This window comes from Labrys sp. HAY1-8F, assembly GCF_056754975.1.
In genome coordinates this window covers 605358-630045 of sequence record NZ_JBPGWZ010000001.1, presented here as the reverse complement: position 1 = coordinate 630045, position 24688 = coordinate 605358, and the positions used below count along the sequence as shown (strand labels likewise).

21 protein-coding genes are annotated in these 24688 nt (G+C 64.0%); 17 read left to right on the top strand and 4 right to left on the bottom strand.

The genetic code is table 11. From position 1 onward, the window contains the following. Positions 1 to 17: 17 nt before the first annotated feature. Positions 18 to 1115 carry a class II histone deacetylase gene (locus tag ACR9ZN_RS02895; RefSeq protein ID WP_481271312.1) on the bottom strand — a complete coding sequence of 366 codons (1098 nt, stop codon included), beginning with the start codon at positions 1113 to 1115 and terminating at the stop codon, positions 18 to 20. A gap of 178 nt (positions 1116 to 1293) precedes the next feature. Here ACR9ZN_RS02895 and ACR9ZN_RS02890 point away from each other — a divergent pair, with 178 nt between their 5' ends. Continuing rightward, positions 1294 to 2256, top strand: a complete 963-nt coding sequence (locus ACR9ZN_RS02890; RefSeq protein ID WP_481271311.1) for a helix-turn-helix transcriptional regulator — start codon at positions 1294 to 1296, stop codon at positions 2254 to 2256. Positions 2257 to 2276: 20 nt separating this feature from the next. On the opposite strand, the gene ACR9ZN_RS02885 is transcribed toward ACR9ZN_RS02890, so the two are convergent. Beyond that, positions 2277 to 2549 carry a bifunctional hydroxymethylpyrimidine kinase/phosphomethylpyrimidine kinase gene (locus tag ACR9ZN_RS02885; RefSeq protein ID WP_481271310.1) on the bottom strand — a complete coding sequence of 91 codons (273 nt, stop codon included), beginning with the start codon at positions 2547 to 2549 and terminating at the stop codon, positions 2277 to 2279. A 363-nt stretch (positions 2550 to 2912) separates the two neighbouring features. On the opposite strand from ACR9ZN_RS02885, the gene ACR9ZN_RS02880 reads away from it, so the two are divergent. The 5 genes from ACR9ZN_RS02880 to ACR9ZN_RS02860 all read left to right on the top strand — a co-directional run bounded on the left by ACR9ZN_RS02880 (position 2913) and on the right by ACR9ZN_RS02860 (position 7871). Continuing rightward, positions 2913 to 3092, top strand: coding sequence for a hypothetical protein (locus tag ACR9ZN_RS02880; protein ID WP_481271309.1), 180 nt, complete (start codon positions 2913 to 2915; stop codon positions 3090 to 3092). 513 nt (positions 3093 to 3605) lie between these two features. Continuing rightward, entirely contained in the window at positions 3606 to 3881 is a 276-nt protein-coding gene (locus ACR9ZN_RS02875) for a ubiquitin family protein (protein ID WP_434960835.1), read from the top strand. A gap of 116 nt (positions 3882 to 3997) precedes the next feature. After that, a complete protein-coding gene (gene otsB, locus ACR9ZN_RS02870) occupies positions 3998 to 4789 on the top strand; it encodes a trehalose-phosphatase (protein ID WP_454818026.1) in 792 nt (263 codons plus the stop codon). Positions 4790 to 4821: 32 nt separating this feature from the next. Further along, positions 4822 to 6240 carry an alpha,alpha-trehalose-phosphate synthase (UDP-forming) gene (gene otsA / locus ACR9ZN_RS02865; RefSeq protein WP_454818028.1) on the top strand — a complete coding sequence of 473 codons (1419 nt, stop codon included), beginning with the start codon at positions 4822 to 4824 and terminating at the stop codon, positions 6238 to 6240. 347 nt (positions 6241 to 6587) lie between these two features. Continuing rightward, positions 6588 to 7871 carry an NAD(P)/FAD-dependent oxidoreductase gene (locus ACR9ZN_RS02860; RefSeq protein ID WP_481271308.1) on the top strand — a complete coding sequence of 428 codons (1284 nt, stop codon included), beginning with the start codon at positions 6588 to 6590 and terminating at the stop codon, positions 7869 to 7871. Positions 7872 to 7952: 81 nt separating this feature from the next. Here ACR9ZN_RS02860 and ACR9ZN_RS02855 read toward each other — a convergent pair whose 3' ends face one another. Beyond that, complete coding sequence (locus ACR9ZN_RS02855) at positions 7953 to 8852, bottom strand: LysR family transcriptional regulator (RefSeq protein ID WP_454818032.1); 900 nt, start codon at positions 8850 to 8852, stop codon at positions 7953 to 7955. A 240-nt stretch (positions 8853 to 9092) separates the two neighbouring features. Between ACR9ZN_RS02855 and hglS the strand changes: the two genes are divergently transcribed. From hglS to ACR9ZN_RS02830, 5 genes are all read left to right on the top strand, one after another. Next, positions 9093 to 10511: a 2-oxoadipate dioxygenase/decarboxylase HglS gene (gene hglS / locus ACR9ZN_RS02850; protein WP_481271307.1), complete on the top strand. Its 1419-nt coding sequence runs from the start codon at positions 9093 to 9095 to the stop codon at positions 10509 to 10511. A gap of 14 nt (positions 10512 to 10525) precedes the next feature. Continuing rightward, positions 10526 to 13534: an FAD-binding and (Fe-S)-binding domain-containing protein gene (locus ACR9ZN_RS02845; RefSeq protein ID WP_454818036.1), complete on the top strand. Its 3009-nt coding sequence runs from the start codon at positions 10526 to 10528 to the stop codon at positions 13532 to 13534. Then, positions 13531 to 15108: an L-piperidine-6-carboxylate dehydrogenase gene (amaB, locus tag ACR9ZN_RS02840; RefSeq protein WP_481271306.1), complete on the top strand. Its 1578-nt coding sequence runs from the start codon at positions 13531 to 13533 to the stop codon at positions 15106 to 15108. The genes ACR9ZN_RS02845 and amaB overlap by 4 nt, the downstream gene beginning before the upstream one ends. A gap of 7 nt (positions 15109 to 15115) precedes the next feature. Then, complete coding sequence (locus tag ACR9ZN_RS02835; protein WP_454818040.1) at positions 15116 to 16345, top strand: pyridoxal phosphate-dependent aminotransferase; 1230 nt, start codon at positions 15116 to 15118, stop codon at positions 16343 to 16345. Between the two features lie 70 nt (positions 16346 to 16415). Further along, positions 16416 to 16946 carry a GNAT family N-acetyltransferase gene (locus ACR9ZN_RS02830; protein ID WP_454818042.1) on the top strand — a complete coding sequence of 177 codons (531 nt, stop codon included), beginning with the start codon at positions 16416 to 16418 and terminating at the stop codon, positions 16944 to 16946. A 24-nt stretch (positions 16947 to 16970) separates the two neighbouring features. Here the strand turns inward: ACR9ZN_RS02830 and ACR9ZN_RS02825 are convergent, their stop codons facing one another. Next, positions 16971 to 18143, bottom strand: a complete 1173-nt coding sequence (locus tag ACR9ZN_RS02825) for an NAD(P)/FAD-dependent oxidoreductase (protein ID WP_481271305.1) — start codon at positions 18141 to 18143, stop codon at positions 16971 to 16973. 87 nt (positions 18144 to 18230) lie between these two features. Here ACR9ZN_RS02825 and ACR9ZN_RS02820 point away from each other — a divergent pair, with 87 nt between their 5' ends. The 6 genes from ACR9ZN_RS02820 (at position 18231) to ACR9ZN_RS02795 (ending at position 24620) form a co-directional block, all read left to right on the top strand. Further along, a complete protein-coding gene (locus tag ACR9ZN_RS02820) occupies positions 18231 to 18944 on the top strand; it encodes a helix-turn-helix domain-containing protein (protein WP_434960846.1) in 714 nt (237 codons plus the stop codon). Positions 18945 to 19052: 108 nt separating this feature from the next. Further along, complete coding sequence (locus ACR9ZN_RS02815; RefSeq protein WP_434960847.1) at positions 19053 to 20597, top strand: ABC transporter substrate-binding protein; 1545 nt, start codon at positions 19053 to 19055, stop codon at positions 20595 to 20597. Positions 20598 to 20699: 102 nt separating this feature from the next. Beyond that, positions 20700 to 21716: an ABC transporter permease gene (locus tag ACR9ZN_RS02810; protein WP_434960848.1), complete on the top strand. Its 1017-nt coding sequence runs from the start codon at positions 20700 to 20702 to the stop codon at positions 21714 to 21716. Next, positions 21716 to 22609 carry a D,D-dipeptide ABC transporter permease gene (ddpC, locus tag ACR9ZN_RS02805; protein ID WP_481271304.1) on the top strand — a complete coding sequence of 298 codons (894 nt, stop codon included), beginning with the start codon at positions 21716 to 21718 and terminating at the stop codon, positions 22607 to 22609. Before ACR9ZN_RS02810 ends, ddpC begins: the two co-directional genes overlap by 1 nt. Beyond that, positions 22609 to 23619, top strand: a complete 1011-nt coding sequence (locus tag ACR9ZN_RS02800; RefSeq protein WP_481271303.1) for an ABC transporter ATP-binding protein — start codon at positions 22609 to 22611, stop codon at positions 23617 to 23619. The genes ddpC and ACR9ZN_RS02800 overlap by 1 nt, the downstream gene beginning before the upstream one ends. Further along, positions 23616 to 24620, top strand: coding sequence for an oligopeptide/dipeptide ABC transporter ATP-binding protein (locus tag ACR9ZN_RS02795; RefSeq protein WP_481271302.1), 1005 nt, complete (start codon positions 23616 to 23618; stop codon positions 24618 to 24620). Before ACR9ZN_RS02800 ends, ACR9ZN_RS02795 begins: the two co-directional genes overlap by 4 nt. Positions 24621 to 24688: the final 68 nt, after the last annotated feature.

Sequence of the window (24688 nt, the reverse complement as noted above, 5' to 3'; positions counted from 1 at the left end):
GTCGCGGCCAATAGGCGTCAGAGGCCGCAAGCCTGTATCACCGCATCGACCAGGGCCTTCTGGTGCGGCTGCAGATCCTGTCCGGGCAGGTCCTTCCAGAAGGCCTGATAGGGATCCTGGACGCCCGTCTCGACGCCGCTGAGCGTCTCAACCACGGCCAAGCCGCAGAAAGGCACGTAGAAGGGCGAATAGCCGCCCTCATGGCTGATCACCAACCGCCCCCCGCAGATCGAAGCGGCGAGATCCATCAGGCGACGGGTCATAAGGCGATAGGAGCCGGAAACCAGCATCATGCGGCCGAGCGGATCGGCATTGGATGAATCGAAGCCGCTCGCCACCATAATGACATCGGGCTTGAAGCGGGCAATTGCCGGCAATACCACCCGGTCGAAGGCATCGAGATAGGCCCCCTCACCCGAGCCCGCCGGCAGCGGGATGTTGATCGCCGAGCCCTTGCCGGCACCGACACCGCGATCGGCAACCTTGCCTGTATCGGGCGGGAAATTGCCATCCTGGTGCAGGGAGATGGTGAGGATGTCGGGATCGGCTTCGAAACAGGCCTCGGTCCCGTTGCCGTGATGCACGTCCCAGTCGACCACCGCCACGCGCTTGATACCGAGCTTGGCACGTGCATGGGCGATCGCCACGGCGACATTGGCGAACATGCAAAAGCCCATGCCCTTCTCCGGGCGAGCGTGGTGGCCGGGGGGGCGCACCAGCGCATAGGCATTGGCGACCTCGCCCTGCACCACCGCCCGCAACGCACTGATGGTGCCGCCGGCAGCCAGGCAGGCGAGGTCCACGCCGGCAAAGCCGAAGGGCGAAACGCCGTCGCCCATGTCGCCGCCGCGGATGTCGGCACTGAGCGCCTTCATCTTGTCGAGATGTTCGCTCGTATGGACACGCAGAATGTCCTCGTCGCTAGCCTTGGTGATCTCGATGCGTTTCAGAGCCTTGCCGATGCCGGAGACCTCCACCAGGGAGGCGAAACGGGCCTTTGATTCCGGCGACTCGACATGCTGCAGGGGCTGGATAAATTCGCCCTTCAGGAACCCGGCCGCCGTGCCGGTGTCGTGCCAGCCGAAACGCTCATGCCACACCCATCCCGTGGTCATCGCAGTTCTCCCTCATCTGCATGCTTTCCGGCAGGCTAGCGCATGCAAACAAGGCGGGAATGGTGCAGATGCACTATTGGCGGCGGGCACCAACCTTGTGACGAACACCGTCCGCGGTTAACATGACAAAAATACAACCCTCCATCCGGGGTCGGTGCATGTGACTTCAAAACTGTCCATGTTCTCGCAATTCGTGGTCGATCTTCATCAAGCCGGCCGGCGCGCCGACAAGGATGCCGATTTCGACGTGGCGGCCCACGCCCTCGAGCTGTTGCGCCCCCTGCTCGGTTTCGACTGTGCCTGGTATGGCTGGGCTCGCTTCGTGGACGACCGCACCACTGTGCCCGCCTCCTCCACGCTTGGCCTGCCGGACGGTTTTGCCCCGTTCTGGTCGACGATGGCCAGCCAGGACCTGGTCGCCACGGCCTTGCGCCGGGACCGCGGCAAGGTCTGCATCTATGACCGTGGGCAGCCCCGGCAGACCGACGAGATGGCCGAATTGTCGGAGCGCTACGGCATCCGCAAATGGGCCTCCGCCATGCATAATCGGCCGGGGCGCGCGACCACCTTCTTCGTCTCGGTCTATCGCACCCGGTGCCATGATCCGCATTGGGACGGGGAGGACCTGCAGCTTCTGCAATGTGCGGTGGATCACTTGTTCCTGACGCTGCAGGCCGCGTTCGAGCGTCGCAGTGCGGACGGGCCGGGCGAGCGGGCGACACTGGCGGTCGACGAAGCCGGCTTCGCCCATCTCGGCCTGGATCAGTCCCATAGTTTCCTCAAAACCATCTGGCCCGGCTGGAACGGCGATCGCCTGCCCCGGCCTCTCAGGCAGGCGGCTCTGCATCCCGGCATCCATCTGTTCGAGCGCGAGGGTGTTGCGGTGAGCTGTCGCGAGGATCGCGGAGCAGGCCGGCAGTCGAGCCTGATCAGGGTGGAACTCTCGCTGCTATCCAAGCTCGACCGGCTCTCGCCGCGCGAGCGCGAAGTGGCGCACCTGCTCGCCAGCGGGGCAACCCACAAGCAGGCGGCGCAGATGCTGGGCAGCGCACCGGCCACCATCCGCAACCAGACCCAGGCCATCTACGACAAGCTGGGCATCCGTTCGCGGGCGGAACTTGCCAGCGCCGTGCGGCGCTGAGCACGTAATGGCCGACTTTATCAGCCACCGCCTGCCGGCAATTCCTCGCGCCACAAGGCGTGAAAATGATGGACGGGGCCGCGGCCGCGCCCGACCGTCAACCGACCGGACGCCTTCAGTGCCTCGGTAAGATAAAGCTCGGCCTCCTCCACCACTTTTACCAGGGGAAGCGAGGGCAGGAGCGCAGCGATCGCCGCCGACAGTGTACAGCCGGTGCCGCGCAGATTGCCGGTCGCGACACGCGGCGCCGCATGCTCGGTGATGCCGCCTCGGTCTGGATCTGCCGGGAGCAATCCTCGCCACTGCCGGCATCATCGCCGCGAGCCTCGGCTTGATCGCCAGCGGCGAACAGGCCTGGACGTCGGATGCCGTATGCTGGCCTGTCGCCGCGGGCATCGTCTTTCTGAGCGGCTTCGTGGCAGTTGAACTAAGAACCCGGGATCCCCTCCTCCCTCCCCGCTTCGCCTTCGATTCCTGCCGCGCCGTCGGGCTGGCCGGCATGCTGTTCGCGACCGCCGGTTCTGCCGCCGCCGAATTCGCACTTTCGCTCCACCTCCAAGGCATCAGGGGCTGGTCTCCCTTGCAGACGGCCATTTCCTTCCTGCCCTTCGCTCTCGGCCTGAGGCCTCGCCGTCCTCGCCTTCATCAATGGCGCAATGTCCTACGGATTGGTGCTTCTGCCCGGCCAAATCCTGCTTGCAATCGGCCTCTCCCTGATCTTCTCGGGCTCGGCCGTGCTCGCTACCACCCATGTGCCCGAGCACCAGGCCGGTCTTGCCGGCGGCGTCATGAGCACCGCCACGGAACTTGGACCGACCCATCGGTGGCCGCGCTGATGTCGGTTGCCGCAGGACAATCGGATGTGGTCGCCAGCTATGCCACGGCATTTGCCGCCGCTGCCCTCGTCTGTATCATTGCCGCTATGGGTCGAATGGCCTTGGTGAGGGGCGGCTGCAATCTTCAGTCCGCGCGGGGTACCGGATGAAGCGCAGGCGACCGCCGTGCTTTCGCGCAAACCACCCACCCAAAACGCCCAGACCATGCGGTCTAAAATCCGATTCGACAGATAAGAGGTATAATTAAACCTTGAAATTTCGTGCGACCTGGATCTGCATGTAGCACATTGTTTCAACGACGGTATCGGAGGCAGGATCGAGCAAGTTGACCAAACGGCACTTTCCCTTTGTTTGCCAAGATGATGTGAGGGATTCTGAGCCACGTTTCCCCTTTCAGGAAGTGCACCTGAAGGATATCCTGGTTGCGTCAGGCTTTTTCGTGCGCCATGTATCGGCGCTGTTGCATCTCGATATTCGGAGGTATCTCAATACACCCTCCGAGGGGCACCATGAATGTCCTGCGCATTCGTGGCTGGAGAGGGGGAGAAGATGCCGGTTTTGCCGGAACCCATGACCGTGGCGGATCTTATCGATCTGCTGCGCGAGCAGAACCCGGAAGCTCTGGTCACCATTGGCAATCCCAACACCGGGCCCGATTGTGCCGGTGCCCTCTTCAGCGGCTTTGTCCGGCCTCAAGGCAAGTCTTTTCGACACATGCCGTGGAGCCAGGTTCAGCATGAGGGATATCTGCCGGCCGTCGTGCTGGAGCGCCATGTGCGACGGAAATGAACTTGGCGTCTTGGCCCGCGGATGATGGCGATATGCCTGCGTGCCACTCCCGCCCAGGCTTTTGTCGATGGCTTTTTTGCTTGCCCTGCCCGCGCTCCGCGCCTACCTAAAGGGCCATGTATGAGGATAGAAACAGTCAGGACAGCCCTGGCAATTCGCCCTCGGCTGGCGAGATGGTCTTTGCGTCAGCCTTATCTGAGCCCGACAAATGGGCGGTTTTCCTGGATATCGATGGCACGCTGATCGATCTTGCCGCGACGCCGCTGTCGATTACCGTTCCCCCGACGCTGCCCGATGACCTCTGGGCTCTTTCACGGCATCTGGGGGGTGCCATGGCTCTGGTCACTGGCCGGAACATCGTGCTCGCCGACGAATTATTTGCCCCCCATCTTTTTCCCATCGCGGGCTTGCATGGTGCCGAACGGCGTGATGCTTCCGGCGCGGTGGACAGCCTCACCGTCCCTTCGGCTTTCGAGCAGCTCAAGCGCGACATCGCCGACGAGGCTGGAGCGTGGTCTGGCGTCGTGGTCGAAGACAAGGGCGCGGCATTGGGGGTGCATTACCGCCTGGCTGCCGAGCGCAAGGCCGATGTCGAGGCATTGATGTCGCGCTTCGCCCCAACCATGCCCGACTGGTCGCTTCAGCACGGTAAGATGGTGGTCGAATTGCGCCCTGCGCGTGCAAGCAAGGGAAAGGCGTTGGAAGCCTTCCTGCAGGAAGCACCTTTCAAGGGCAGAGTTCCCCTGGCGATCGGCGACGATCTCACCGACGAGGCCATGTTCGAGACGGTCAACAGCCTCGGCGGCCAATCGATCCGTATCGGATCGGCAGGGACCCAAACGCGCGCTCGCGCGTTGATATCATCGCCAACGGCATTGCGGGCCTTGATCGCCCGCGTTGCGGCCTAATCCGATTCCGTCATCAATATTCGAAAGTTCCCATGGGTCGACTTGTCGTCATTTCCAATCGAGTTCCCGTTCCCGCGCGCAGCGGTGAAGCCCCCGCCGGTGGTCTGGCGGTTGCCCTGAACGCCGCCCTGCAGGAGCGCGGGGGCATCTGGTTCGGATGGTCCGGAAAATCCAGTCCCGGCGTCGAGCCCCCTCCCCCCAGATTCCAGCAGCAGGGCAATATTTCCTATGTGCTGACCGATCTGACCGAGACCGACGTGGAAGAATATTATCACGGCTTCGCCAATCGGGTGCTCTGGCCGATCTGCCACTACCGGCTCGACCTTGCCGAATATGGCCGCAAGGAAATGGCGGGTTATTTTCGCGTCAACCGCCTGTTCGCCCATCGCCTGGCTCCGCTGATCAAGCCGGACGACATCCTATGGGTGCATGACTACCACCTGATCCCCCTCGCCTTTGAATTGCGGCAGATGGGTATCAAGAACACCATCGGCTTCTTCCTGCATATCCCTTGGCCTCCTTCGGATGTGATCGCCGCCATGCCGATGCATGAGGAAATCATCCGAGGCCTATCCCACTACGATCTCATCGGCTTTCAGACCGACTACGATCTCGACAACTTCGCCGGCTACCTCGCCCGGGAAGGCATCGCCAGGGATCTCGGGGAAGGCCGGTTCGAATATCACGGGCTGCATTTCAAGGCCGCCGTGCATGGCATCGGCATCGAGACCAAGTCCTTTGCCCAGATGGCGCAGGTCGCGATCGGCAACAGCGCTGTCCGCAAGGCGCGCCAGAGTGTCGAAAGCCGCGACCTCATCATCGGCGTCGACAGGCTCGATTATTCCAAGGGCCTGACCCAGCGCATCGATGCCTTTGAGCGCTTCCTGCGCGCCTATCCGGGCTATCACAACAAGGTCACCTATCTGCAGATCACGCCGAAATCCCGCTCCGAGGTGCCGGAATATGAGACGATGCAGAAAATGGTGGCCGAGGAGGCCGGGCGGGTGAACGGGGCCATGGGCACGCTCGACTGGGTCCCCATCCGCTATGTCAATCGCTCGGTCGGCCGTCATATCCTGGCGGGTCTTTACCGGATCGCCAGGGTCGGTCTGGTCACGCCTCTGCGCGATGGCATGAACCTGGTCGCCAAGGAATTCATCGCAGCCCAGGACCCCGACAATCCCGGCGTGCTCGTTCTATCGCGCTTCGCCGGCGCCGCGCGCGAGCTCAATGGCGCAGTGCTGGTCAACCCCTACGATACCGAAGGGACGGCCAACGCGATTGCCCGCGCCTTGAGCATGTCGCTGCAGGAGCGGCGCGAGCGCTGGCAGAACATGATGAATTTCCTGCTCGTGCATGACGTGTCGCACTGGTGTGACGCCTTCCTTGATGATCTGGCGCAAAACAAGCAGGTACTGCAAGCGTCGGTCTCGGCAAAGGCCAGTGCCTGAACGCGCCCAGGAAACCGAAGCTTCAATAAAAATATAGGACTTTCATATAACATATTGAATTTCATGTCTTATTTTTACCAAGAGAACGGAGGGAGCAACGATGCTCCCTTCCCCTCTGGATGACAGCGGCGTCTTTCGTTCGGCAGCTTCGGCGCGCGGATAGGCCGCGCCGTGCCAGGCGTTTTCGATGTGCGGATCATTCCAAATCGGAATGCCCTCTTGCCCATTCATGGATATCGGAGCCAGACAGGAAGCGATAAGCCTAGCCCTCATGCCTACGGCGAATGGATGTCGCCTGCATCGGGCATCTGCGCAAAACAATCGTGTCCCTTTGGCGAGATCCTACCGTGCTGAATGATCCGCGCTCCCACGGCCTCTGGGAAAAGACCGCTCCCCGCGCGCCGCAAACCGAACCGCTCCGCCAATCCGTTATCGCCGACGTCGCCGTCATCGGCGGCGGCTATACGGGGCTGTCGGCCGCCCTGCATCTGGCACAGGCCGGCGCATGCGTGCATCTGCTGGAGGCCGTCGAGATCGGTTTTGGCGGCTCCGGCCGCAATGTTGGCCTGATCAATGCCGGCATGTGGGTCATGCCGCAGGACCTGCCCGGGGAACTGGGCCCGGTCCATGGCGAGCGTCTGCTGGAGATGCTCGGCGACGCGCCGGCCGTGGTCAAGGACCTGATCGCCCGTCACGACATCGCCTGCGAGCTCAGGACGAATGGCACCCTGCATTGCGCCATCGGCCACAAGGGACTGCAGGAAATCGACGAGCGTGCCCGCCAATGGCGCAAGCGGGGGGCTCCGGTCGAACTTCTCGATGCCGAGGAGACCGCAAGGCGGGTGGGCACCAACGCCTATGCCGGCGCCCTTCTCGACAGGAGGGCCGGTACGCTCCAGCCCTTGGCCTATGCCAGGGGCCTCGCCGATGCGGTGCTGCGCCAGGGTGGCCACATCCATACGGGCAGTCCCGTGACCAATGTCGAGCATCGCGACGGCCGCTGGCTGGTGACGACCCCGCAGGGCCAGGTCACCGCAGGCTGGATCGTGGTTGGGACCGATGCCTATGGCCAGGGACCCTGGGAAAAGGTGCGCAAAGAGCAGGTGCATCTGCCCTATTTCAATCTGGCTACGGCTCCCCTCGCCCCGGAACTGCGCAAGCAGATCCTGCCGGGTGGCGAAGGCGTCTGGGATACTCGCACCGTGCTCTCCTCCTTCCGCATGGATCAATCCGGGCGGCTGGTCTTTGGCAGCGTGGGCGCTCTCAGCGGGGCCGGTGCCGCCGTCCACAAGAACTGGGCCAGGCGCGCCTTGCGGAAACTGTTCCCGGCCATCGAGCAGGTTGAATTCGAACATGAGTGGTTCGGCAAGATCGGCATGACCGGCAATGCTCTGCCCCGTTTCCACAGCTACGGGCCGCAGGCCGTCGGCTTTTCCGGCTATAATGGCCGCGGCATCGCACCCGGCACCGTCTTCGGCCGGGCGCTTGCGGACCACATCCTTGGCACGATGAGCGAAGCCGAACTGCCTCTGGCGAGGACCGAACTCACGCCAGCCACCTTCAGGTCCTGGAAGGAAGCCGGCTACGAGGTGGGTGCCCGGCTCGTTCATATGATCGATAAACGACTCTGAATAGAAACTATAAATAATATATATATCAATGCATTATATATAATTTATGATCCAATACATCACCACACGGATGGCGATCACCTAGTCGTCCTCGACCGAGACCTGTGTGCGAAGCCATTGCCGGAAGGCCAGCAAGGGCGGGTGCATGGCGCGATCGGCTGGCCAGACCAGGTAATAGGCCTCCGCGCTCACCATCGGCAGATCGAGAGCGCGAACCAGCCGACCGGCTTCCAATTCCTCGAGGATGAGGAATTCGGGCAGCAGGGCAACCCCGAGCCCGGCGATCGCAGCCTGCGCTGCCGTGGCGAACTGGTCGAACAGCATGCCCCGCACCGATTGGGCCGGCGCGCCATGCAGGGCGAACCAGCGTTCCCAGGCATCGGGCCTGGTGGTCAGATGCAGCAGCGAGGCAGTGCGGAGATCGGCAGCGGATTTGAACCCGAGTTGGTCGCGCAGGACCGGGCTGCAGGCAGGCACCACGGTCTCGGAACGGATCTTCTCCATTTCACCGCCGGGCCAGTCCGGGCTGCCGAAATGGACGGCGGCATCAACAGGATCCTGCCGGAAATCGAAATAGGACAAGCGCGTCACCAGATTGATGGTGATGCCGGGGTTGTGCGTCAGGAACTGCGGCAGCCGTGGTGCCAGCCAGCGCGTGCCGAAGGTCGGCAGGATCGCCAGGGTGAGCGTTCCCCCCAGCGGGTTGGCGCGAAGCATCAGCGAGGCGGTGCTGATCTTGCGCAGAGCATCGCGGATCTCGCGAGCATAGGCTTCCCCACCCGGTGTGACGCTGATGGTTTGTTTTTCGCGATGGAACAGCTCTACTTCGAGTTGCTCCTCCAGAAGTTTGATCTGTCGGCTGACGGCGCTTTGCGTGAGGTTGAGCTCCTTGGCCGCAGCCGTCACGCTGCCCGTGCGCGCCGCCGCCTCGAAGGCGCAAAGCAGGGAGATCGAGGGCAGGAAACGTCGTGGACCCTGCATCGCTTCACCCTCGGACCCGCATGGACCGCCCCAGAGATCGAGCGATCGACGGTCTCTTCCAACAGCGATATTGTTTCATCATTCCCCCAGCTTGGCTGACGGCCATGTTCATTCCCAACCGGTATGAGTTGTTGAGATAACATTGCTATTCAACCCGTGTCCATTGGCGCATGAGTTCCGACAACATGACGATTGCGAATGAGATCGTCGCGCAATCGAGTCGCAGTGGGAGCCCGGGATATGGCCAATCAGACCTTCTTGCATCCAGACGAGATCCGCACCCTGTTCTCGACGGCCATGTCGCAGATGTACCGGACCGAAGTGCCGCAATATGGCACGCTGATGGAGCTGGTCGCCGACGTCAACGATACCATCCTTGCCGACGATAGCGAGCTGCGGGAGACGCTGACGCGCAATGACGAACTGGCCCGCTTGAGCGTCGAGCGCCATGGCGCCATCCGCCTCGGCACGGCGGAGGAATTGTTCAATATTCGCCGCGTCTTTGCCGTGATGGGCATGTTCCCGGTGGGCTATTACGACCTTTCCGTTGCCGGCGTCCCGGTTCATTCGACCGCCTTCCGTCCGATCGACGATGCCTGCCTGCGCAGCAATCCCTTCCGCGTCTTCACCTCGCTGCTGCGGCTGGAATTGATCGAGGACGAGGCCCTGCGCAGCGAGGCAGCCCGCATCCTCGCGGCGCGGCGCATCTTCACGTCACGGGCACTGGAACTGGTCGACCTGTTCGAAACCAAGGGCGGCCTCACACCTGGCGAGGCGCAGGAATTCGTCGAGGAGGCGCTCGAAACCTTTCGCTGGCATTCCAAGGCCACGGTCTCGCTCGGCACCTATGACAAGCTGCACGATGCCCACCGCCTGATCGCGGACGTCGTCAGCTTCAAGGGGCCGCATATCAACCATCTGACGCCGCGCACCCTCGATATCGACGCCGTGCAGGTCGCCATGCCCGCGCGCGGCATCATTCCCAAGGCCGTCATCGAGGGCCCGCCCCGGCGCAAATGCGCCATCCTGCTGCGCCAGACCAGCTTCAAGGCGCTCGAAGAGACGATCGAGTTCCTGGCCGAGGACAATGATGGCCGTGAGGGCACGCACACCGCCCGTTTCGGCGAAATCGAGCAGCGCGGCATCGCGCTCACCCCGAAGGGGCGTCGGCTCTATGACACGCTGCTGTCGGGCGTGCGCGCCGATGTCCGCGTCGGCCAAGGCGGCGCCAATGCCGGCGACTATCAGTCGGAACTTGCCGAACGCTTTCGTGCTTTTCCTGATGAATGGTCCGAGTTGCGCGCCCTGGGCCTGGCCTATTTCCGCTATTCGGCGACCGAGCAAGGCCTTGCCGCTCGGCAGGACAAGCGGCTTCCCGCAAGCGTCGACGAGTTGGTCCAGGCCGGCTTCCTGCGCTTCGATCCGATCGTCTACGAGGACTTCCTGCCGGTCAGTGCCGCCGGCATCTTCCAGTCGAACCTCGGCACCGACGAACAGCAGAATTATGGCGAGCGCTCCAACCGTATCGAGTTCGAAGGCGCCCTCGGCGCACCCGTCCAGGACGAGCTCGCCCTCTATGCCGCCACCGAAAAGCGATCGCTGGATCTGGCCCTCGCACAGCTCGGCGATCCCCATTTGGCGATGATGGCCATCGCATAAGGATCGGCGCGGCCATGAATATGAGAGTGCAGGTCGAGGAGAAGGCCGTCCCCCCGGGGCTCGATGCCTTCCTGTCCGCGCTGGTGCCCGCCGGCTATGCCGGCGACATTGCGCGCGATCGCGCCACTCGCATCGTTCATGCCACCGACAACAGCATCTACCAGGTCGAGCCGGCTGCGGTGCTGTTTGCCCGCGACGGCGAGGATGTCGCCCGCGTCGTCCGGCTGGCGGCCGATCACGGCATTCCGCTCTCGCCGCGTGGCGGCGGCACCGGCACCAACGGCCAGTCGCTGACGCGCGGGGTGCTGGTCGACACCTCCCGTTACATGAACCGCATCCTCGAGCTCGACCTCGAACGTCAGATGGTGACGGTCGAGCCGGGCGTGGTGCTCAACCAGCTCAACGACTATCTCCAGCCCTACGGCTTGTTCTTCCCGCCCACCGTTTCCACCGCCTCGCGCGCCACCCTGGGGGGTATGGTCGCCACCGATGCCTCCGGCAAGGGCTCGCGCATCTATGGCAAGACCTCCGACTATATCGAGGCGATGGAGATCGTTCTCGCCAATGGCGAGACCTTTCAGGTCGAGACGATGCCGGTTGCCGAAGCGCGCGAGCTGGCGCGGCGGGAAGATGCCGCAGGCCGCATTCATCGGGAAGTCTTGCGGGTCGTCGACGAAAACGCCGGACTGATCGCGTCGATCTTTCCGGAGATGAACCGGGGCCTGACAGGCTACAATCTCAAACATGTGCTCGGCGAGGACGGCAACTTCCGCCTGCCCTATCTGCTCGCCGGGTCGGAAGGCACCCTCGCCTTCACCACCCGCCTGACCTTGCGGTTGCGCAGGCGCCCGGCTTGCCGTGCGCTGGTGCCCGTGCGCTACGCCACTTTCCAGGCGGCCCTCGTCGACGTCCAGCGCCTGCTGCAGGCCGAGCCGGCCGCGATCGAAATTCTCGACGACACCATCCTTTCGCTCGCCAGGCAGGATGTGGTGTGGGGAGAGATCGAAAGCGTTCTGGGAAGCGATGACGACAGGCCGGTGGGTGGGCTGAACTTCGTAGAGTTCGTTGGCGAGACGCAGGACGAAGTCGATGCGGCTCTGGCCCTCTTGTCGAACCTGCTCGCAGCGCAGCCGGGCACGGTTCTCGACTGGAAAATCGTTACCGACGCCAACACCATCGCCGGCCTCTGGTCCCTGCGCGAAAAGGCCGTCGGGCTGCTCGGCCGTCTCGGCGGAGGCAAGCAAGGCACGCCTTTCGTCGAGGACACCGCCGTTCCTCCCGAAAGACTGGCACCCTATGTGGAAGAGTTCCGCGCCATCCTCGATCGGCACGGCCTCGCCTATGGCATGTTCGGCCATGCCGATGTCGGCTGCCTGCATGTCCGCCCGGCCCTCGACATGCGCCTCCCCGAAGATGCCGCGCTGATCCGGCCGGTCAGCGATGCCGTTGCCGCCCTCACCAGGAAATATGGCGGTCTGCTCTGGGGCGAGCATGGCCGCGGCTATCGCGGTGAATATTCTCCCTTCTTCTTCGGGGGCAAGCTCTATGACGAGCTATGCGCTCTCAAGCGGGTGTTCGATCCGCTCAACCTGCTCAATCCCGGCAAGCTCGCCAGTGTCGATGCCACCCTGTATCCGGTCGAACGCATCGATGCCGTGCCGCTGAGGGGCGAGAAGGACCGGGCCATCGCCGCTCCTCTCCAGCGCGATTATGACCGGGCGATCGCCTGCAACGGCAATGGCGCCTGCTTCAACTGGGACAGGCATGATCCGATGTGCCCGTCCTACAAACTTACGCGCGACCGCCGCTATTCCCCCAAGGGGCGGGCCGCGATGCTGCGCGAATGGGCGCGATCGACCTCGACCACCACGGGTGACGCACTGCCAGACGCCGCAATCGAGGAACAGCTCAAGGCCTCCCTCGATCTTTGCCTGTCCTGCAAGGCCTGTTCCAGCCAATGCCCGGTCAAGGTCGACATTCCCGCCATGAAATCGCGATTCCTGCATCGCTATTTCAAGCACCGCCCCAGGCCGCTGCGCCACAGGATCGTCGCTGCGATGGAGCCCGGCCTGTCGCTGGCCAGGCGTTTTCCCACAGTGGCCAATCTGGGTTTGCGGCTGATGGCCCTGTTACGACTGGCGCGTTGGACGCGCCTGGTCGATCTGCCGGCTCTGTCCGTGCCCCTGCCCGCTCCGCATCTTTCCCGCGCCGATCTCGACCGGCTCGCCGCCGACTCCAGGCATGACGAGATCATCCTGCTCGAAGACAATTTCACGAGTTCGTTCGACGGCCACGTCGTTGACGCGGTCGCCGGCCTGCTGAGCCGCCTGGGCTATCGCGTGCATCGGGCCGGCCCCACCGCCAATGGCAAGGCGCTGCATGTCCTGGGCATGCTGGATGAATTTGCCAAGGTCGCCGGCACGGCCAGGGCCTATCAAAGCGGTCTGCTGGCAACGGGATTGCCGATCGTCGGCATCGAGCCCGTCACCGTACTTATGCGCGACCACGAATATGCCGGCCCGGGACTCGGCGAGCCGCTGCACATCCAGAGCCTCGATGAATTCCTGGCCAAGGCGCTTGAAAGCGGCCGGCTGGTACAGGCTCATCCGGCCTCCACGGCGGCGGCCTATCACCTCTTCCCCCATTGTACGGAGAAGACGGCAAAGCCCGGCACCGGCCAGGCTTGGGCGCGCGTCTTCCGTCATTTCGGGCTCGACCTCAAGCTACCCACGGCCGGCTGCTGCGGCATGGCCGGCCTTTTCGGACATGAAGCCGAGCATGCGCAGATGTCGAAAAACCTGTTCGCGATGAGCTGGGCCCCGCGTCTTGCCGACCTTGATCCCTCGACGGTGCTGGCCACCGGCTTTTCCTGCCGCTGCCAGACCAAGCGCTGCGCCGGCTTTTCTCCGCTCCACCCGGCGCAGGCTCTTCTCGCTCATCTCGACAGCCTTCCCCGATCCCCGCAGGACGCAGTTCCGAATTCCCGGCCAATTCCGCATTCCCAGCAAGGAGAACCCCGATGACCGCATCGTCCGCCCAGCGCCACGCCGGCGCCGAACCCAGCACCGCGCCCCTGTCCGTCGCCGCCGACGCCATCGCGCTGCTCGAGCAGGTCGGCGTCAAGGCCAGCCTCTATACCGGCGGCACCCTTGCGGCCCGCTCGCCGATCACGGGCGAGACCCTGGCGGCCGTAAAGGAAACCAGCTCCGAGGAAGCGCTTGCGCGTATCGAGATGGCCCATCGGGCCTTCCGGGCTTGGCGCAACGTGCCAGCCCCCCGCCGTGGCGAGCTCGTCCGCCTGCTCGGCGAGGAATTGCGCGCGCATAAGGCATTGCTCGGCCGGCTGATTTCGATCGAAGTCGGCAAGACCGCCTCCGAAGGCCTGGGCGAAGTCCAGGAGATGATCGACATTTGCGACTTCGCCGTCGGCCTGTCCCGCCAGCTCTACGGCCTCACCATCGCCACCGAACGGGCAGACCATCGCATGATGGAAACCTGGCATCCCCTCGGCGTGACCGGCGTCATCTCGGCCTTCAATTTCCCGGCGGCGGTCTGGTCGTGGAACACGGCGCTTGCCTTGGTCTGCGGCAACGCCGTGGTGTGGAAGCCCTCGGAAAAGACCTTGCTGGTCGCCCTGGCGACCGAAGCGCTGGTGGAGCGTGCCTTGGCGCGTTTCGCGGTCGAGGGTGAAGCGGCCCCCGCCGGCCTGCACGGCGTTCTCTACGGCAATCGTGACCTCGGCGAACTCCTGGTCGATCATGATAAGGTTCCGCTGGTTTCGGCAACCGGCTCCACCGCCATGGGCCGCGCGGTGGCACCGCGCCTGTCCCAGCGGTTTGCCCGTGCAATCCTGGAGCTCGGCGGCAACAACGCCGCCATCGTCTGCCCGTCCGCCGATCTCGATCTCACCCTGCGCGGCGTCGCCTTCGCGGCCATGGGCACGGCCGGGCAACGCTGCACCAGCCTGCGCCGCCTCTTCGTGCATGACAGCGTCTATGAGGCCCTGGTGCCGCGCCTCAAGCGCGCCTACGCCTCGGTCTCGATCGGCAGTCCGCTGGAAGCAGGCACGCTTATCGGCCCGTTGATTGACGAAGTCGCCTTCAAGGCCATGCAGAAGGCGCTTGTCGCTGCGAAGGAGGCCGGCGGTGCCGTCCACGGTGGCGGACGCGTCGATCTCGGTCTGCCGGACGCCTATTACGTCGCTCCGGCCCTGGTCGAAATGCCGGGACAGGTCGGCCCGGTGCTCGAAGAGACCTTTGCCCCCATCCTCTATGTGATGAAATACAGCGATATCGACACGGTGCTGGAAGCGCATAACGACGTGCCGCAGGGACTGTCATCCTCCATCTTCACCAACGACATGCGCGAGGCGGAGACCTTTCTGTCGGCGCGTGGCTCCGACTGCGGCATCGCCAATGTGAATATCGGCCCCTCCGGTGCCGAGATCGGTGGCGCCTTCGGCGGCGAGAAGGAAACCGGCGGCGGCCGCGAGTCCGGCTCGGACGCCTGGAAGGCCTATATGCGGCGGGCAACCAACACCATCAATTACGGCCGCACGTTGCCGCTGGCCCAGGGCGTGAAGTTCGACGTCGAGTGAGCCCGTCATGAACATGAATGTGCAGATGGCGCGGGGCTTTCGCCCCGCGCGCCGGATCGAGGCCATCGGGGTGTCGGAGATCCTCCGGATCACGGCCCTGGCCCAGCAGCGCAAGAAGGCCGGCCGGGACGTGATCATACTCGGTGCCGGGGAGCCCGATTTCGATACGCCCGCCAATATCAAGGAAGCGGCTGTGCGGGCTATTGCCGACGGCAAGACCAAATATACCGCCCTCGACGGCACGGCCGAGCTGAAGGCGGCGATCCGCGAGAAGTTCCGGCGCGACAACGGGCTGGACTTCGGCCTCGACCAGATCACGGTCGCGGCCGGCGCCAAGCAGGTCCTCTACAACGCCATGATGGCGACCATCGACGAAGGGGATGAGGTGATCATCCCCACCCCGTTCTGGGTAACCTATGCCGACATCGTCAAGATTGCGGGCGGCACGCCCGTGCTCGTGCCCTGCCGCGAGGAGAACGGCTTCCGCCTGACGGCGGAGGACCTCGAGTGCGCGATCACACCGCGAACGCGCTGGCTGATGCTCAATTCGCCGTCCAATCCGTCAGGCGCGGCTTATGCGGCCGAGCATTACCACCCCCTCATCGAGGTCTTGCTGCGCCACCCGCAGGTCTGGCTCATGATCGACGACATGTATGAGCACATCGTCTATGACGATTTTGCCTTCGTGACGCCGGCCGCGCTCGAACCTCAACTGGCCGGGCGGACCTTGACGGTGAACGGCGTGTCGAAAGCCTATGCCATGACAGGCTGGCGCATCGGCTATGCCGGTGGTCCGGCTCCCCTGATCGCGGCCATGGCCATCGTCCAGAGCCAGTCGACCTCCTGCCCCTCCTCCATCAGCCAGGCCGCCGCCGTCGAGGCCCTGGCCGGCCCGCAGGCGATCGTCGGCGAAAGATGCCAATCCTTCAAGGCGCGCCGCGACCTGGTCGTCGAGGCGCTGAACGCGATCGAGGGTATTTCCTGCCGGGTTCCCGAGGGCGCCTTCTACACCTTCGCGAGCTGCGGCGGATTGATCGGCAAGACGACGCCGGATGGCGTCATCCTCGATAGCGACCATGCTTTCACCGACTATCTGCTGCGCTCGGTGGACGTGGCCGTGGTTCCCGGATCGGCTTTCGGTCTCGGCCCATATTTCCGCATCTCCTATGCCACTTCGACCGGCGAATTGCAGGAGGCCTGCCGGCGTATTACAGCGGCCGTTGCACGCCTGTCCTGAGCCCATCGCGATTTGACGGAATCGGCGGAAATGGCAAAGACGCCTGAAACAGGGTGTGAGAGCGTGGGGGATGCTTGCGCTCGAACGCATCTGCTCCAGGGATGGCAAGGGCAAGCCGCTCTCCATGCTCGCCTCCCCTGCAAGGGAGGATTGCGTGCCGATCGACATGATGATCCGCGATTTCAGCTCCGCCGACCGCGAGCCTTGCGCCAGAATCCTGTCCAAGGCCGGGCGGATGGCCTTCTACTGGGCCGATTGGCCCGTCTTCGACGGCCCCGGCTTCGATGAGGTCACCAAGGGCGAACAGATTCTGGTGGCCGAGACGCACAATCAGGTCGCCGGATTTGCCGCTGTCTATATGCCGGAGAATTTTCTGCATCACCTCTATATCGATCCCGACCTCGCCGGTTGCGGCATCGGGGCCACGTTGCTCGGCGAGACCATCAGGCGATACGGCCCGGCCCTATCGTTGAAATGCCAGACGCGGAACCAGGTGGCGCGAAACTTCTATCGCAAATGCGGCTGGCTCGAAGACGACCAGCCTGGCGGGGCCGACAGGCTCGGCTCCTGGCTGTTCATCCGCAGCCCTGGGCCATTTTGAAAGCCGTTGCCTCCTCCAGCAATCTCAGGCCTCGGCTGCCTCGTGCGGCACGATCGCGGCCTCGAGCCCGGGACGGGCGGGTGAGACAGCGGTAGGATCGAAGCCTTCGGCCAGGACCGCCTCTTCGACAGGCCGGCAGCGGACGAGCGCGGCAGCAGCTCTCGCGAGAGCCGGCGCCGTCTGGATTCCGTAGCCGCCCTGCCCCGCCAGCCAGAAGAAGCCCTCGGCCTTCGGATCATAGCCGACCACCGGACTGCGATCGGCGGCGAAGGTCCGTAAGCCGGCCCAGCGCCGGGCGATGGTACGGACCGGCAGATCGGCCGCGCGCTGGATGCGGTCGATGGCAATGGCGATGTCGAGTTCCTCGGGCTGGGCGTCGCAGGGATCGCTCGGCGTCTCGTCGGCCGGCGACGCCAGCAGCCGGCCGGCATCCGGCTTGAAATAGAAAGCCTCGTCGATGTCGATCGCCATCGGCCAGGCGGTGCCATCAAAGCCACGCGGCATGTCCAGCATCATTCCCGTCCGGCGTAGCGGCGTCAGCACCACGGTGGAGGCGCCGGCCAGCCCACCGACGGTGCTGGCCCAGGCTCCGGCGGCGTTGATCACGGTCCCGGCTTCGAACGAACCTGAAGAGGTCCGGATCCGCCAATGCCCGGCCTGCCGGTCGAGGCCTAGCAGCTCGGCCGAAGTGACGAGTTCGGCGCCACGCGCTTTCGCGCCCCGCAGATAGCCCTGATGCAAAGCGTGCACGTCGATATCCCTGGAACTGCCGTCGAGCAGCGCCTGGGCGACATAATCGGTCCGCAAGATCGGCACATGCGCACGCGCCTGAGCGGTATCGAGCACCGTCGGCTTCTTGCCACTCGCCTCGGCGAGGATGTCGGTGAAGGCGGCAAGGCGTGCTACCTGATCGGCGCGCGCGATGAACAGAACCGGCCGCGGCGTCAACAGGGGAAGATCGGCAAATCCGGCAGGCGGCGCTTCGTAAAGGCCGCGGCTGGCCCGCGTCAGCGCCCGGATCGTAGCGTTGCCATAGGTTTCGGAAAACAGGGCTGCCGACCGGCCGGTCGTATGATAGCCGCAGAACTGCTCGCGCTCGATCAGCAACACGCGGTCGGTCTCCGCCAGTTCATAGGCCAGGGACGCCCCCGCCATGCCGCCGCCGATAATGACGAAATCGAACGCTGCCTTGCCCACTGCCAATCCCGCTGGAAAGATAATTTTCCTATTGATCAATTATTTTTCCGATTTGCGCAAGAACCTGTCTGCGTTATCATTATCGTGATGAAAAATCAGAGCAGGCCACCGATCAAACTTCCCGCCAAGCCAGCATCCGCGACGGAGGCCAAGGCCAGCCTGGGCGATTGCCTTCGGGACATACGAATCCGCAACCAGTGGACCCTGTCGCAGATGAGTGCGATGACCGGGCTGGCGGTCTCGACCCTGTCCAAGGTCGAGAACAACCAGATGTCGCTCACCTATGATCGGCTGATCCAGCTCGCCGAAGGGCTCGGCGTCGACATCGTCGAGTTGTTCGGCACCCGCACGGCCGAGGCCAGCCAGGCGCCGCTGGCCCGCCGGGCCATTAGCCGAATCGGCGAAGGGCGGCCGATCAAGACCAGCAATTACGATTATTTCTACCTCTGCACGGACATTTCGAAAAAGGCGATGGTGCCGATCATGGCCCTCGCCCACGCCAGAAGCATGACCGAATTCGGCCCCTTCATCCGCCATGTCGGGGAAGAATACACCTATGTGCTCGAAGGCGAACTCGAATTGCATACCGAATACTACGCGCCGGTGCGGCTGAAGGCCGGCGAATCCTGCTATTTCGATGCCGCCATGGGGCACGCCTATATTTCGGTTAGTGAGGAGCCGGCTCGCGTGCTCTGCATCTGCTCGATCAGCGAGACCGACCTAATTGCCGCCACCCAGGATGCCAGGCCGGGACCCGCTGCACGCAAACCGCGTGCGAAAAAGACTGCCGGCGACATATAGCATCAGAAAAATTGATTGCGCTTCGGAAAAATCGCGGCATTCTTACGCGATGGATCACCAAGCCGGAAACCGGCACAGATCTCATCCATCCAATGCCGGAGAGGGCGCATGATCTCGACTCAACTCAAAACCATAGGGCTCGCCCTGCTTCTCGCCACCTGCCTCAGCCAAGGCGCCATGGCGGGAGCCAAGGACGTCTTGGTAGTGGCGCGATCCGAGGATGCACCCACCGCCGACCCCGGCGTCGAGATCGACAATAAGGGTTATACCTTCACCTATGCCGCCTATGAGCGGCTGGTCGCCTATAAGGGCAGCTCCACCGAGGTGATACCAGAGCTGGCCGGAAGCTGGACGGTTGATGATGCCAAGCTGGTGTGGACCTTCAAGCTGGCGCCCGGCCATCAATTCGACGATGGCTCGCCGGTCGACGCCGCCGCCGTCAAGTTCAGCTTCGACCGCCTGATGAAGCTGAAGGCCGGCCCTTCGGACGCCCTGCCCACGCTGAAGACCGTCGAGATCGTCGATCCCATGACAGTCCGCTTCGTCTTGTCAGCGCCCTTCTCGCCCTTCCTTTCGGCCCTCGCCACCTCAGGTGCGGCCATCGTCAATCCCAAGGTGATGGCGCATGAGAAGGACGGCGACATGGCCAAAGCCTGGCTCGCCGAGCACAGCGCCGGCAGCGGTGCCTTCCGCATTGCCAGCTGGGAGCGCAACCAGAGCACGGTGCTGGAGCGCAACAGCCATTATGCCGGCCCCGCGCCCGCCTTCAAGCAGGTGGTGGTGCGTATCGTCGGTGACATCTCGGCGCGCCGGCTGCAGCTTCTCAATGGCGATGCCGACATCATCGAGCAGGTTCCCGTCGAGCAGGCCGAAGCGCTCGGCAAGGAATCCTCCGTGGTCGTGGAGAGCAATCCGAGCCTCTACGTCACGTATATCTATCTGAACAACACCAAACCGCCGCTGAACGACCCACGCGTGCGCCAGGCGATTTCCTATGCCGTCGACTACAAGGGTATCGTCGAAGGCATCATGCTGGGCCAGGCCGAACAGATGCGCGGCGCCGTACCCGATGGCATGTGGGGCCATGACCCCTCGGGCTTCCAGTACAGCTACGATCCGGAAAAGGCCAAGGCCCTGCTGAAGGAAGCCGGGCAGTCGAATCTGCACTTCACCTATACCTTCTCCCAGGCCAATCCGATCTGGGAGCCGGTGGGTCTGGCGCTGCAGGCCAATCTCGCTGATGTCGGCATCAAGCTCGATCTGCAATCGCTGGCCGACACCACCAAGCGCGAAATGGTGGCCAACGGCAATTTCGAGCTGGCGGCCGGCGATTGGACCCCCGATTTCGCCGACCCCTACATGTTCATGAACTACTGGTTCGATCCAGACCGCAAGGGCGCCCCCGGCAATCGCGCCTTCTACGACAATCCCAAGGTCACGGCGCTGATCCGCGAGGCCGGCAGCATCGTCGACCAGCCCAAGCGCCAGCAGCTCTATTTGGAGGCTCAGAAGCTGTCGACACAGGACGCGCCCTATCTCTATCTCGTGCAGAAGAACGACATCTTCGCCCGCCGGGCTGCGGTGAAGGGCTATGTCTACAATCCCATGCTGATCCAGGTCTATAATTTCGCAGCCATGTCCAAGGCGGACTGACGATAGCCGGAGCCGGTGGTACGCGGTGCCATCGGCTCCGTTTGCGTTAGATCGCAGGATGGCCAAGCCTCACCAGGCACCCCAGCAAGGAGAGACAAGCCGATGACATTCGCGCGCATCATTGGCCAGCGCGGTCTGTTCCTGTTCCTGGTGGTGTTTGGCGTTGTCGTCATCACCTTCGTCATTTCCCATCTCATTCCCGGTGATCCGGCCCGGCTGATCGCCGGCGATCGGGCCAGTGCCGAGACGCTCGAAAATGTCCGCCGCGATCTCGGCCTCGATCGCCCGGTGACGGATCAGTTCGCGATCTATGTCGGCAAGCTCGTCCAGGGCGATCTCGGCACCTCGCTGCGAACCCGCCGGTCGGTCGCCGCCGATATCGCCACCTTCCTGCCGGCAACGCTGGAACTGGGTATCACAGCCCTGTTCCTGGCGGTGCTGATCGGCGTTCCCCTCGGCGTGGCATCGGCGGTGAAGAAGGACGGGCTGGTCGACCAGATTGCCAGGGTGGTCTCGGTCTGCGGCATTTCCATGCCGGTGTTCTGGTTCGGCCTGATCCTGATCCTGCTTTTCTACGCCAAGCTGCAGATCCTGCCGGGTGGCGGCCGTCTCGCCATGGAAATTCCGCCGCTGCGGCCGATGACCGGCTTCTTCCTGGTCGATTCCCTGCTCCAGGGACGCCTCGATGCTTTTGCAAGCGCCGTCCGCCACCTCATTTTGCCAAGCGTCGTGCTCGCTTTCGCCAATCTGGGCGTGATCACCCGCCAGATCCGCGCCTCGATGCTGGAAGTGCTGCAGGAGGACTATATCCGCACCGCCTGGGCGAGCGGGTTGCGCCGGCGGGCCGTCATTTTCAATCATGCCCTGCGCAATGCGCTGATCCCTTCCATCACCCTGCTCGGGCTCGCTCTCGGCGACCTGCTCTATGGCGCCGTGTTGACCGAGACGATCTTCGCCTGGCCGGGTATGGGCAGCTATGTCGTGACTTCGATCCAGACCCTCGATTTCCCCGCCATCATGGGTTTCACCGTGGTCGCCTCGATCGGCTATGTCCTGATCAACCTCATGATCGACCTGGCCTATATGGCCGCCGACCCGCAAATCAGGGAGATCGGCTGATGACCATGCAGGCGCCCGAAGCGACCAGTGCACGTTCTCCCTCGAAGCTGCGCGAACGCCTTGCCTATCTCGGCTATCTGTCGCGCCGGCAACCCCTGACCGTGATCGGCCTTGCCATCGTCCTCATGGTCCTGGTGATCATCGCCGCGGCACCCCTGCTCGCACCCTACAATCCCGACAAGGTCGCCCTGTCCCTGCGCCTGAAGCCGCCGAGCGCGGCCCATTGGTTCGGCACCGACGAAGTCGGGCGGGACCTGTTCTCTCGCGTCATCTATGGTGCGCGCGCCTCCTGCGGCGCCGCCTTTCTCATCGTGGCGATCTCGACCATCGGAGGCGCGCTGATCGGCTGCCTGTCGGGTATCCTCGGCGGCCGTCTTGACACCGTCATCATGCGGCTGATGGACGTCCTCTTGGCACTGCCCGCGCTGGTGCTCGCCATGGCTCTGGCGGCCGCACTCGGACCGAGCCTGGTCAACGCCATGCTCGCAGTCGCCATCGTGCGCATTCCCGCTTATGTCCGGCTGGCGCGCGGCCAGACCTTGTCGCTGCGCGAAAGGGTCTATGTGCGAGCAGCCCGCACTTACGGGGCCTCGCCCTTCTATATCCTGCGCTGGCATGTGCTGCCCAACGCACTGTCGCCTCTGATCGTGCAGGCAACGCTCGATCTCGGCAACATCATCCTCATCGCCGCCGCCCTCAGTTTTCTCGGGCTCGGGGCGCAACCGCCGACCTCGGAATGGGGCGCGCTCGTCAGCAGCGGCCGCCGCTTCATCCTCGACCAGTGGTGGTACAGCACCTTTCCGGGCCTTGCGATCCTGGTGACGGCCATGGGCTGCAACCTGCTCGGCGATGGTATCCGCGACCTCCTCGATCCCAAAATGAGGTCGCGCTGATGGCCGCCGCAACTGCTCCCTCCGCGCTGCCGCTGTCGATCAGCGGCCTGTCGCTGGAATTTCCGACCTATGGCGGCGCCATCAAAGCGCTCGACGACGTCTCGATCGAGGTCGGCCAAGCCGAGATCGTCGGCCTCGTCGGCGAGTCCGGCTGCGGCAAGTCCGTCACCACCATGGCGGCGACCCGCCTGCTCCCGCAAGGGGGCTATCGCGTTACTGCCGGCAGCATCCGCCTGTTCGGCCGCGATCCCTTTGCCATGGATGAGGCAACGCTGCAGGATGTGCGCGGCAAGCTGGTCTCGACCATCTTCCAGGAGCCGATGAACGCCCTCAACCCGACCATCCGCATAGGGCGGCAGCTCGTCGAGGTGATCCGCCGGCATGAGCAGGTCGGCCGGGACGAGGCCGAGCGAACCGCCCGGGCCATCCTGGCCGACATGCTCATCCCCGAACCGGAACGGGTGATGCGGGCCTATCCCTTCGAGCTCTCCGGCGGCATGCGCCAGCGCGTCCTGATCGCCATGGCGTTTTCCTGCAATCCAGGCCTGATCATTGCCGACGAGCCGACCACGGCGCTCGACGTGACCGTGCAGGCGGTCATCCTGCGGCTCATCCAGAACCGCGCCCGCCGCACCGGCACCTCCGTCGTGTTCATCTCCCACAACATGGCGGTGGTGTCGCAGCTGTGCGATCGCCTCTACGTCATGTACGCCGGACGCATCGTCGAGGCAGGCCCGACCCGCGCCGTGCTGGAGGAGCCGCAGCATCCCTATACCCAGGCTCTGCTGCGCTGCCTGCCGGAGCGCGTCGCGCCCAAGGCCGAGCTGGAAGCCATTCCCGGCACGGTGCCCAATCTGTTCGATCCGCCCGAAGGCTGCTTCTACCGTCCCCGCTGTCCCGAGGCCACCGCCCGATGCCTGACCAAGCCGCAGTCGACCTCCCCGGCCCCGCAACGTCTCGTCGCCTGCTGGCAGCGCCAGGCCATTCGGCACCAGGGGAGCGCCTCGTGACGGAGGCGCCCCTGCTCGCCGTCGAGGACTTGCGTGTCCGTTTTCCTCTGCCGCGCGGCTGGTTCGAGCGTGAGAGACCTTATGTCCATGCCGTCAACGGCGTCGACCTCGTCGTGCGACCGGGCGAAAGCTTCGGCATTGTCGGTGAATCCGGCTGCGGCAAGAGCACCCTGGTCCAGGCGATCATCGGCCTTGTCGGCCACGGCTCTGGACGCGTGCTGATCGGCGGCGCCGAATTGCGCCTGGCGCAGGGCCAGGCGCAGCGCGACATCCGCCAGCGCATGCAGATCGTCTTTCAGGATCCGCAATCCTCGCTTGATCCGCGCATGCCGGTATGGCGCTTGATCACCGAACCGCTGCATGTGCGCGGCGGCATGACCAGGGCGGCCCTCAGGGCGCGCGCCGCCGAACTCGCGGCGGCGGTGGGCCTGAGACCAGAGCTTCTCGACCGCCTGCCACACGCCTTCTCCGGCGGCCAGCGCCAGCGCATCGCCGTAGCCCGGGCGATCAGCACCGATCCGGACCTGCTGATCCTCGACGAGCCGACCTCGGCGCTCGACGTCTCCGTGCAGGCGCAGATCATCAATCTGCTGCACAAGCTGCAGCGCGAGCGCAATCTCGCCTATCTCCTGATCTCCCACGACGTCTCGCTGGTGCGTCATTTCTGCGATCGCGTCGCAGTGATGTATCTCGGCCAGATCGTCGAATCCGGCCCAGCGCAGGCGGTGCTGGAGCAGCCCGCCCATCCCTATACCCGCACGTTGCTGGCAACGGTGCCGAGCCTCGAGCACCCATTGCCCCAGCTTGCGGCAAACCGGGTCGGCGAACTGCCCAACAACCGGGTGCTGCCCGCCGGCTGCTTCTATCGTGAACGCTGCCAATCCGCCGCCGCAGGCTGCGACAGGCCCCAGGCACTGACGGTCTATGACGAGGCCATTGCCGCCATGGAGGGGCGCCGGGTGCGCTGCCACAGGGCTGCAGAGTTGAAGGCGGCAATCTAGGGTATCCCGCCGATGGTCAGGGAGTCTTCGATAAAAAATACATTAGATAATTCTACTAATTTATTGAA

What these genes read in the sequence shown, in the direction of transcription:
- ddpC (WP_481271304.1), top strand. Translation starts at nt 21,716, where the DNA reads ATGACCATGCAGGCGCCCGAAGCGACCAGTGCACGTTCTCCCTCGAAG.
- ACR9ZN_RS02875 (WP_434960835.1), top strand. Translation starts at nt 3,606, where the DNA reads ATGTCCTGCGCATTCGTGGCTGGAGAGGGGGAGAAGATGCCGGTTTTG.
- ACR9ZN_RS02890 (WP_481271311.1), top strand. Translation starts at nt 1,294, where the DNA reads ATGTTCTCGCAATTCGTGGTCGATCTTCATCAAGCCGGCCGGCGCGCC.
- otsB (WP_454818026.1), top strand. Translation starts at nt 3,998, where the DNA reads ATGTATGAGGATAGAAACAGTCAGGACAGCCCTGGCAATTCGCCCTCG.
- hglS (WP_481271307.1), top strand. Translation starts at nt 9,093, where the DNA reads ATGGCCAATCAGACCTTCTTGCATCCAGACGAGATCCGCACCCTGTTC.
- ACR9ZN_RS02810 (WP_434960848.1), top strand. Translation starts at nt 20,700, where the DNA reads ATGACATTCGCGCGCATCATTGGCCAGCGCGGTCTGTTCCTGTTCCTG.
- ACR9ZN_RS02820 (WP_434960846.1), top strand. Translation starts at nt 18,231, where the DNA reads ATGAAAAATCAGAGCAGGCCACCGATCAAACTTCCCGCCAAGCCAGCA.
- ACR9ZN_RS02855 (WP_454818032.1), bottom strand. Translation starts at nt 8,852, where the DNA reads ATGCAGGGTCCACGACGTTTCCTGCCCTCGATCTCCCTGCTTTGCGCC.
- ACR9ZN_RS02835 (WP_454818040.1), top strand. Translation starts at nt 15,116, where the DNA reads ATGAACATGAATGTGCAGATGGCGCGGGGCTTTCGCCCCGCGCGCCGG.
- ACR9ZN_RS02815 (WP_434960847.1), top strand. Translation starts at nt 19,053, where the DNA reads ATGATCTCGACTCAACTCAAAACCATAGGGCTCGCCCTGCTTCTCGCC.
- ACR9ZN_RS02830 (WP_454818042.1), top strand. Translation starts at nt 16,416, where the DNA reads ATGCTTGCGCTCGAACGCATCTGCTCCAGGGATGGCAAGGGCAAGCCG.
- ACR9ZN_RS02800 (WP_481271303.1), top strand. Translation starts at nt 22,609, where the DNA reads ATGGCCGCCGCAACTGCTCCCTCCGCGCTGCCGCTGTCGATCAGCGGC.
- ACR9ZN_RS02880 (WP_481271309.1), top strand. Translation starts at nt 2,913, where the DNA reads ATGTCCTACGGATTGGTGCTTCTGCCCGGCCAAATCCTGCTTGCAATC.
- ACR9ZN_RS02895 (WP_481271312.1), bottom strand. Translation starts at nt 1,115, where the DNA reads ATGACCACGGGATGGGTGTGGCATGAGCGTTTCGGCTGGCACGACACC.
- amaB (WP_481271306.1), top strand. Translation starts at nt 13,531, where the DNA reads ATGACCGCATCGTCCGCCCAGCGCCACGCCGGCGCCGAACCCAGCACC.
- otsA (WP_454818028.1), top strand. Translation starts at nt 4,822, where the DNA reads ATGGGTCGACTTGTCGTCATTTCCAATCGAGTTCCCGTTCCCGCGCGC.
- ACR9ZN_RS02845 (WP_454818036.1), top strand. Translation starts at nt 10,526, where the DNA reads ATGAATATGAGAGTGCAGGTCGAGGAGAAGGCCGTCCCCCCGGGGCTC.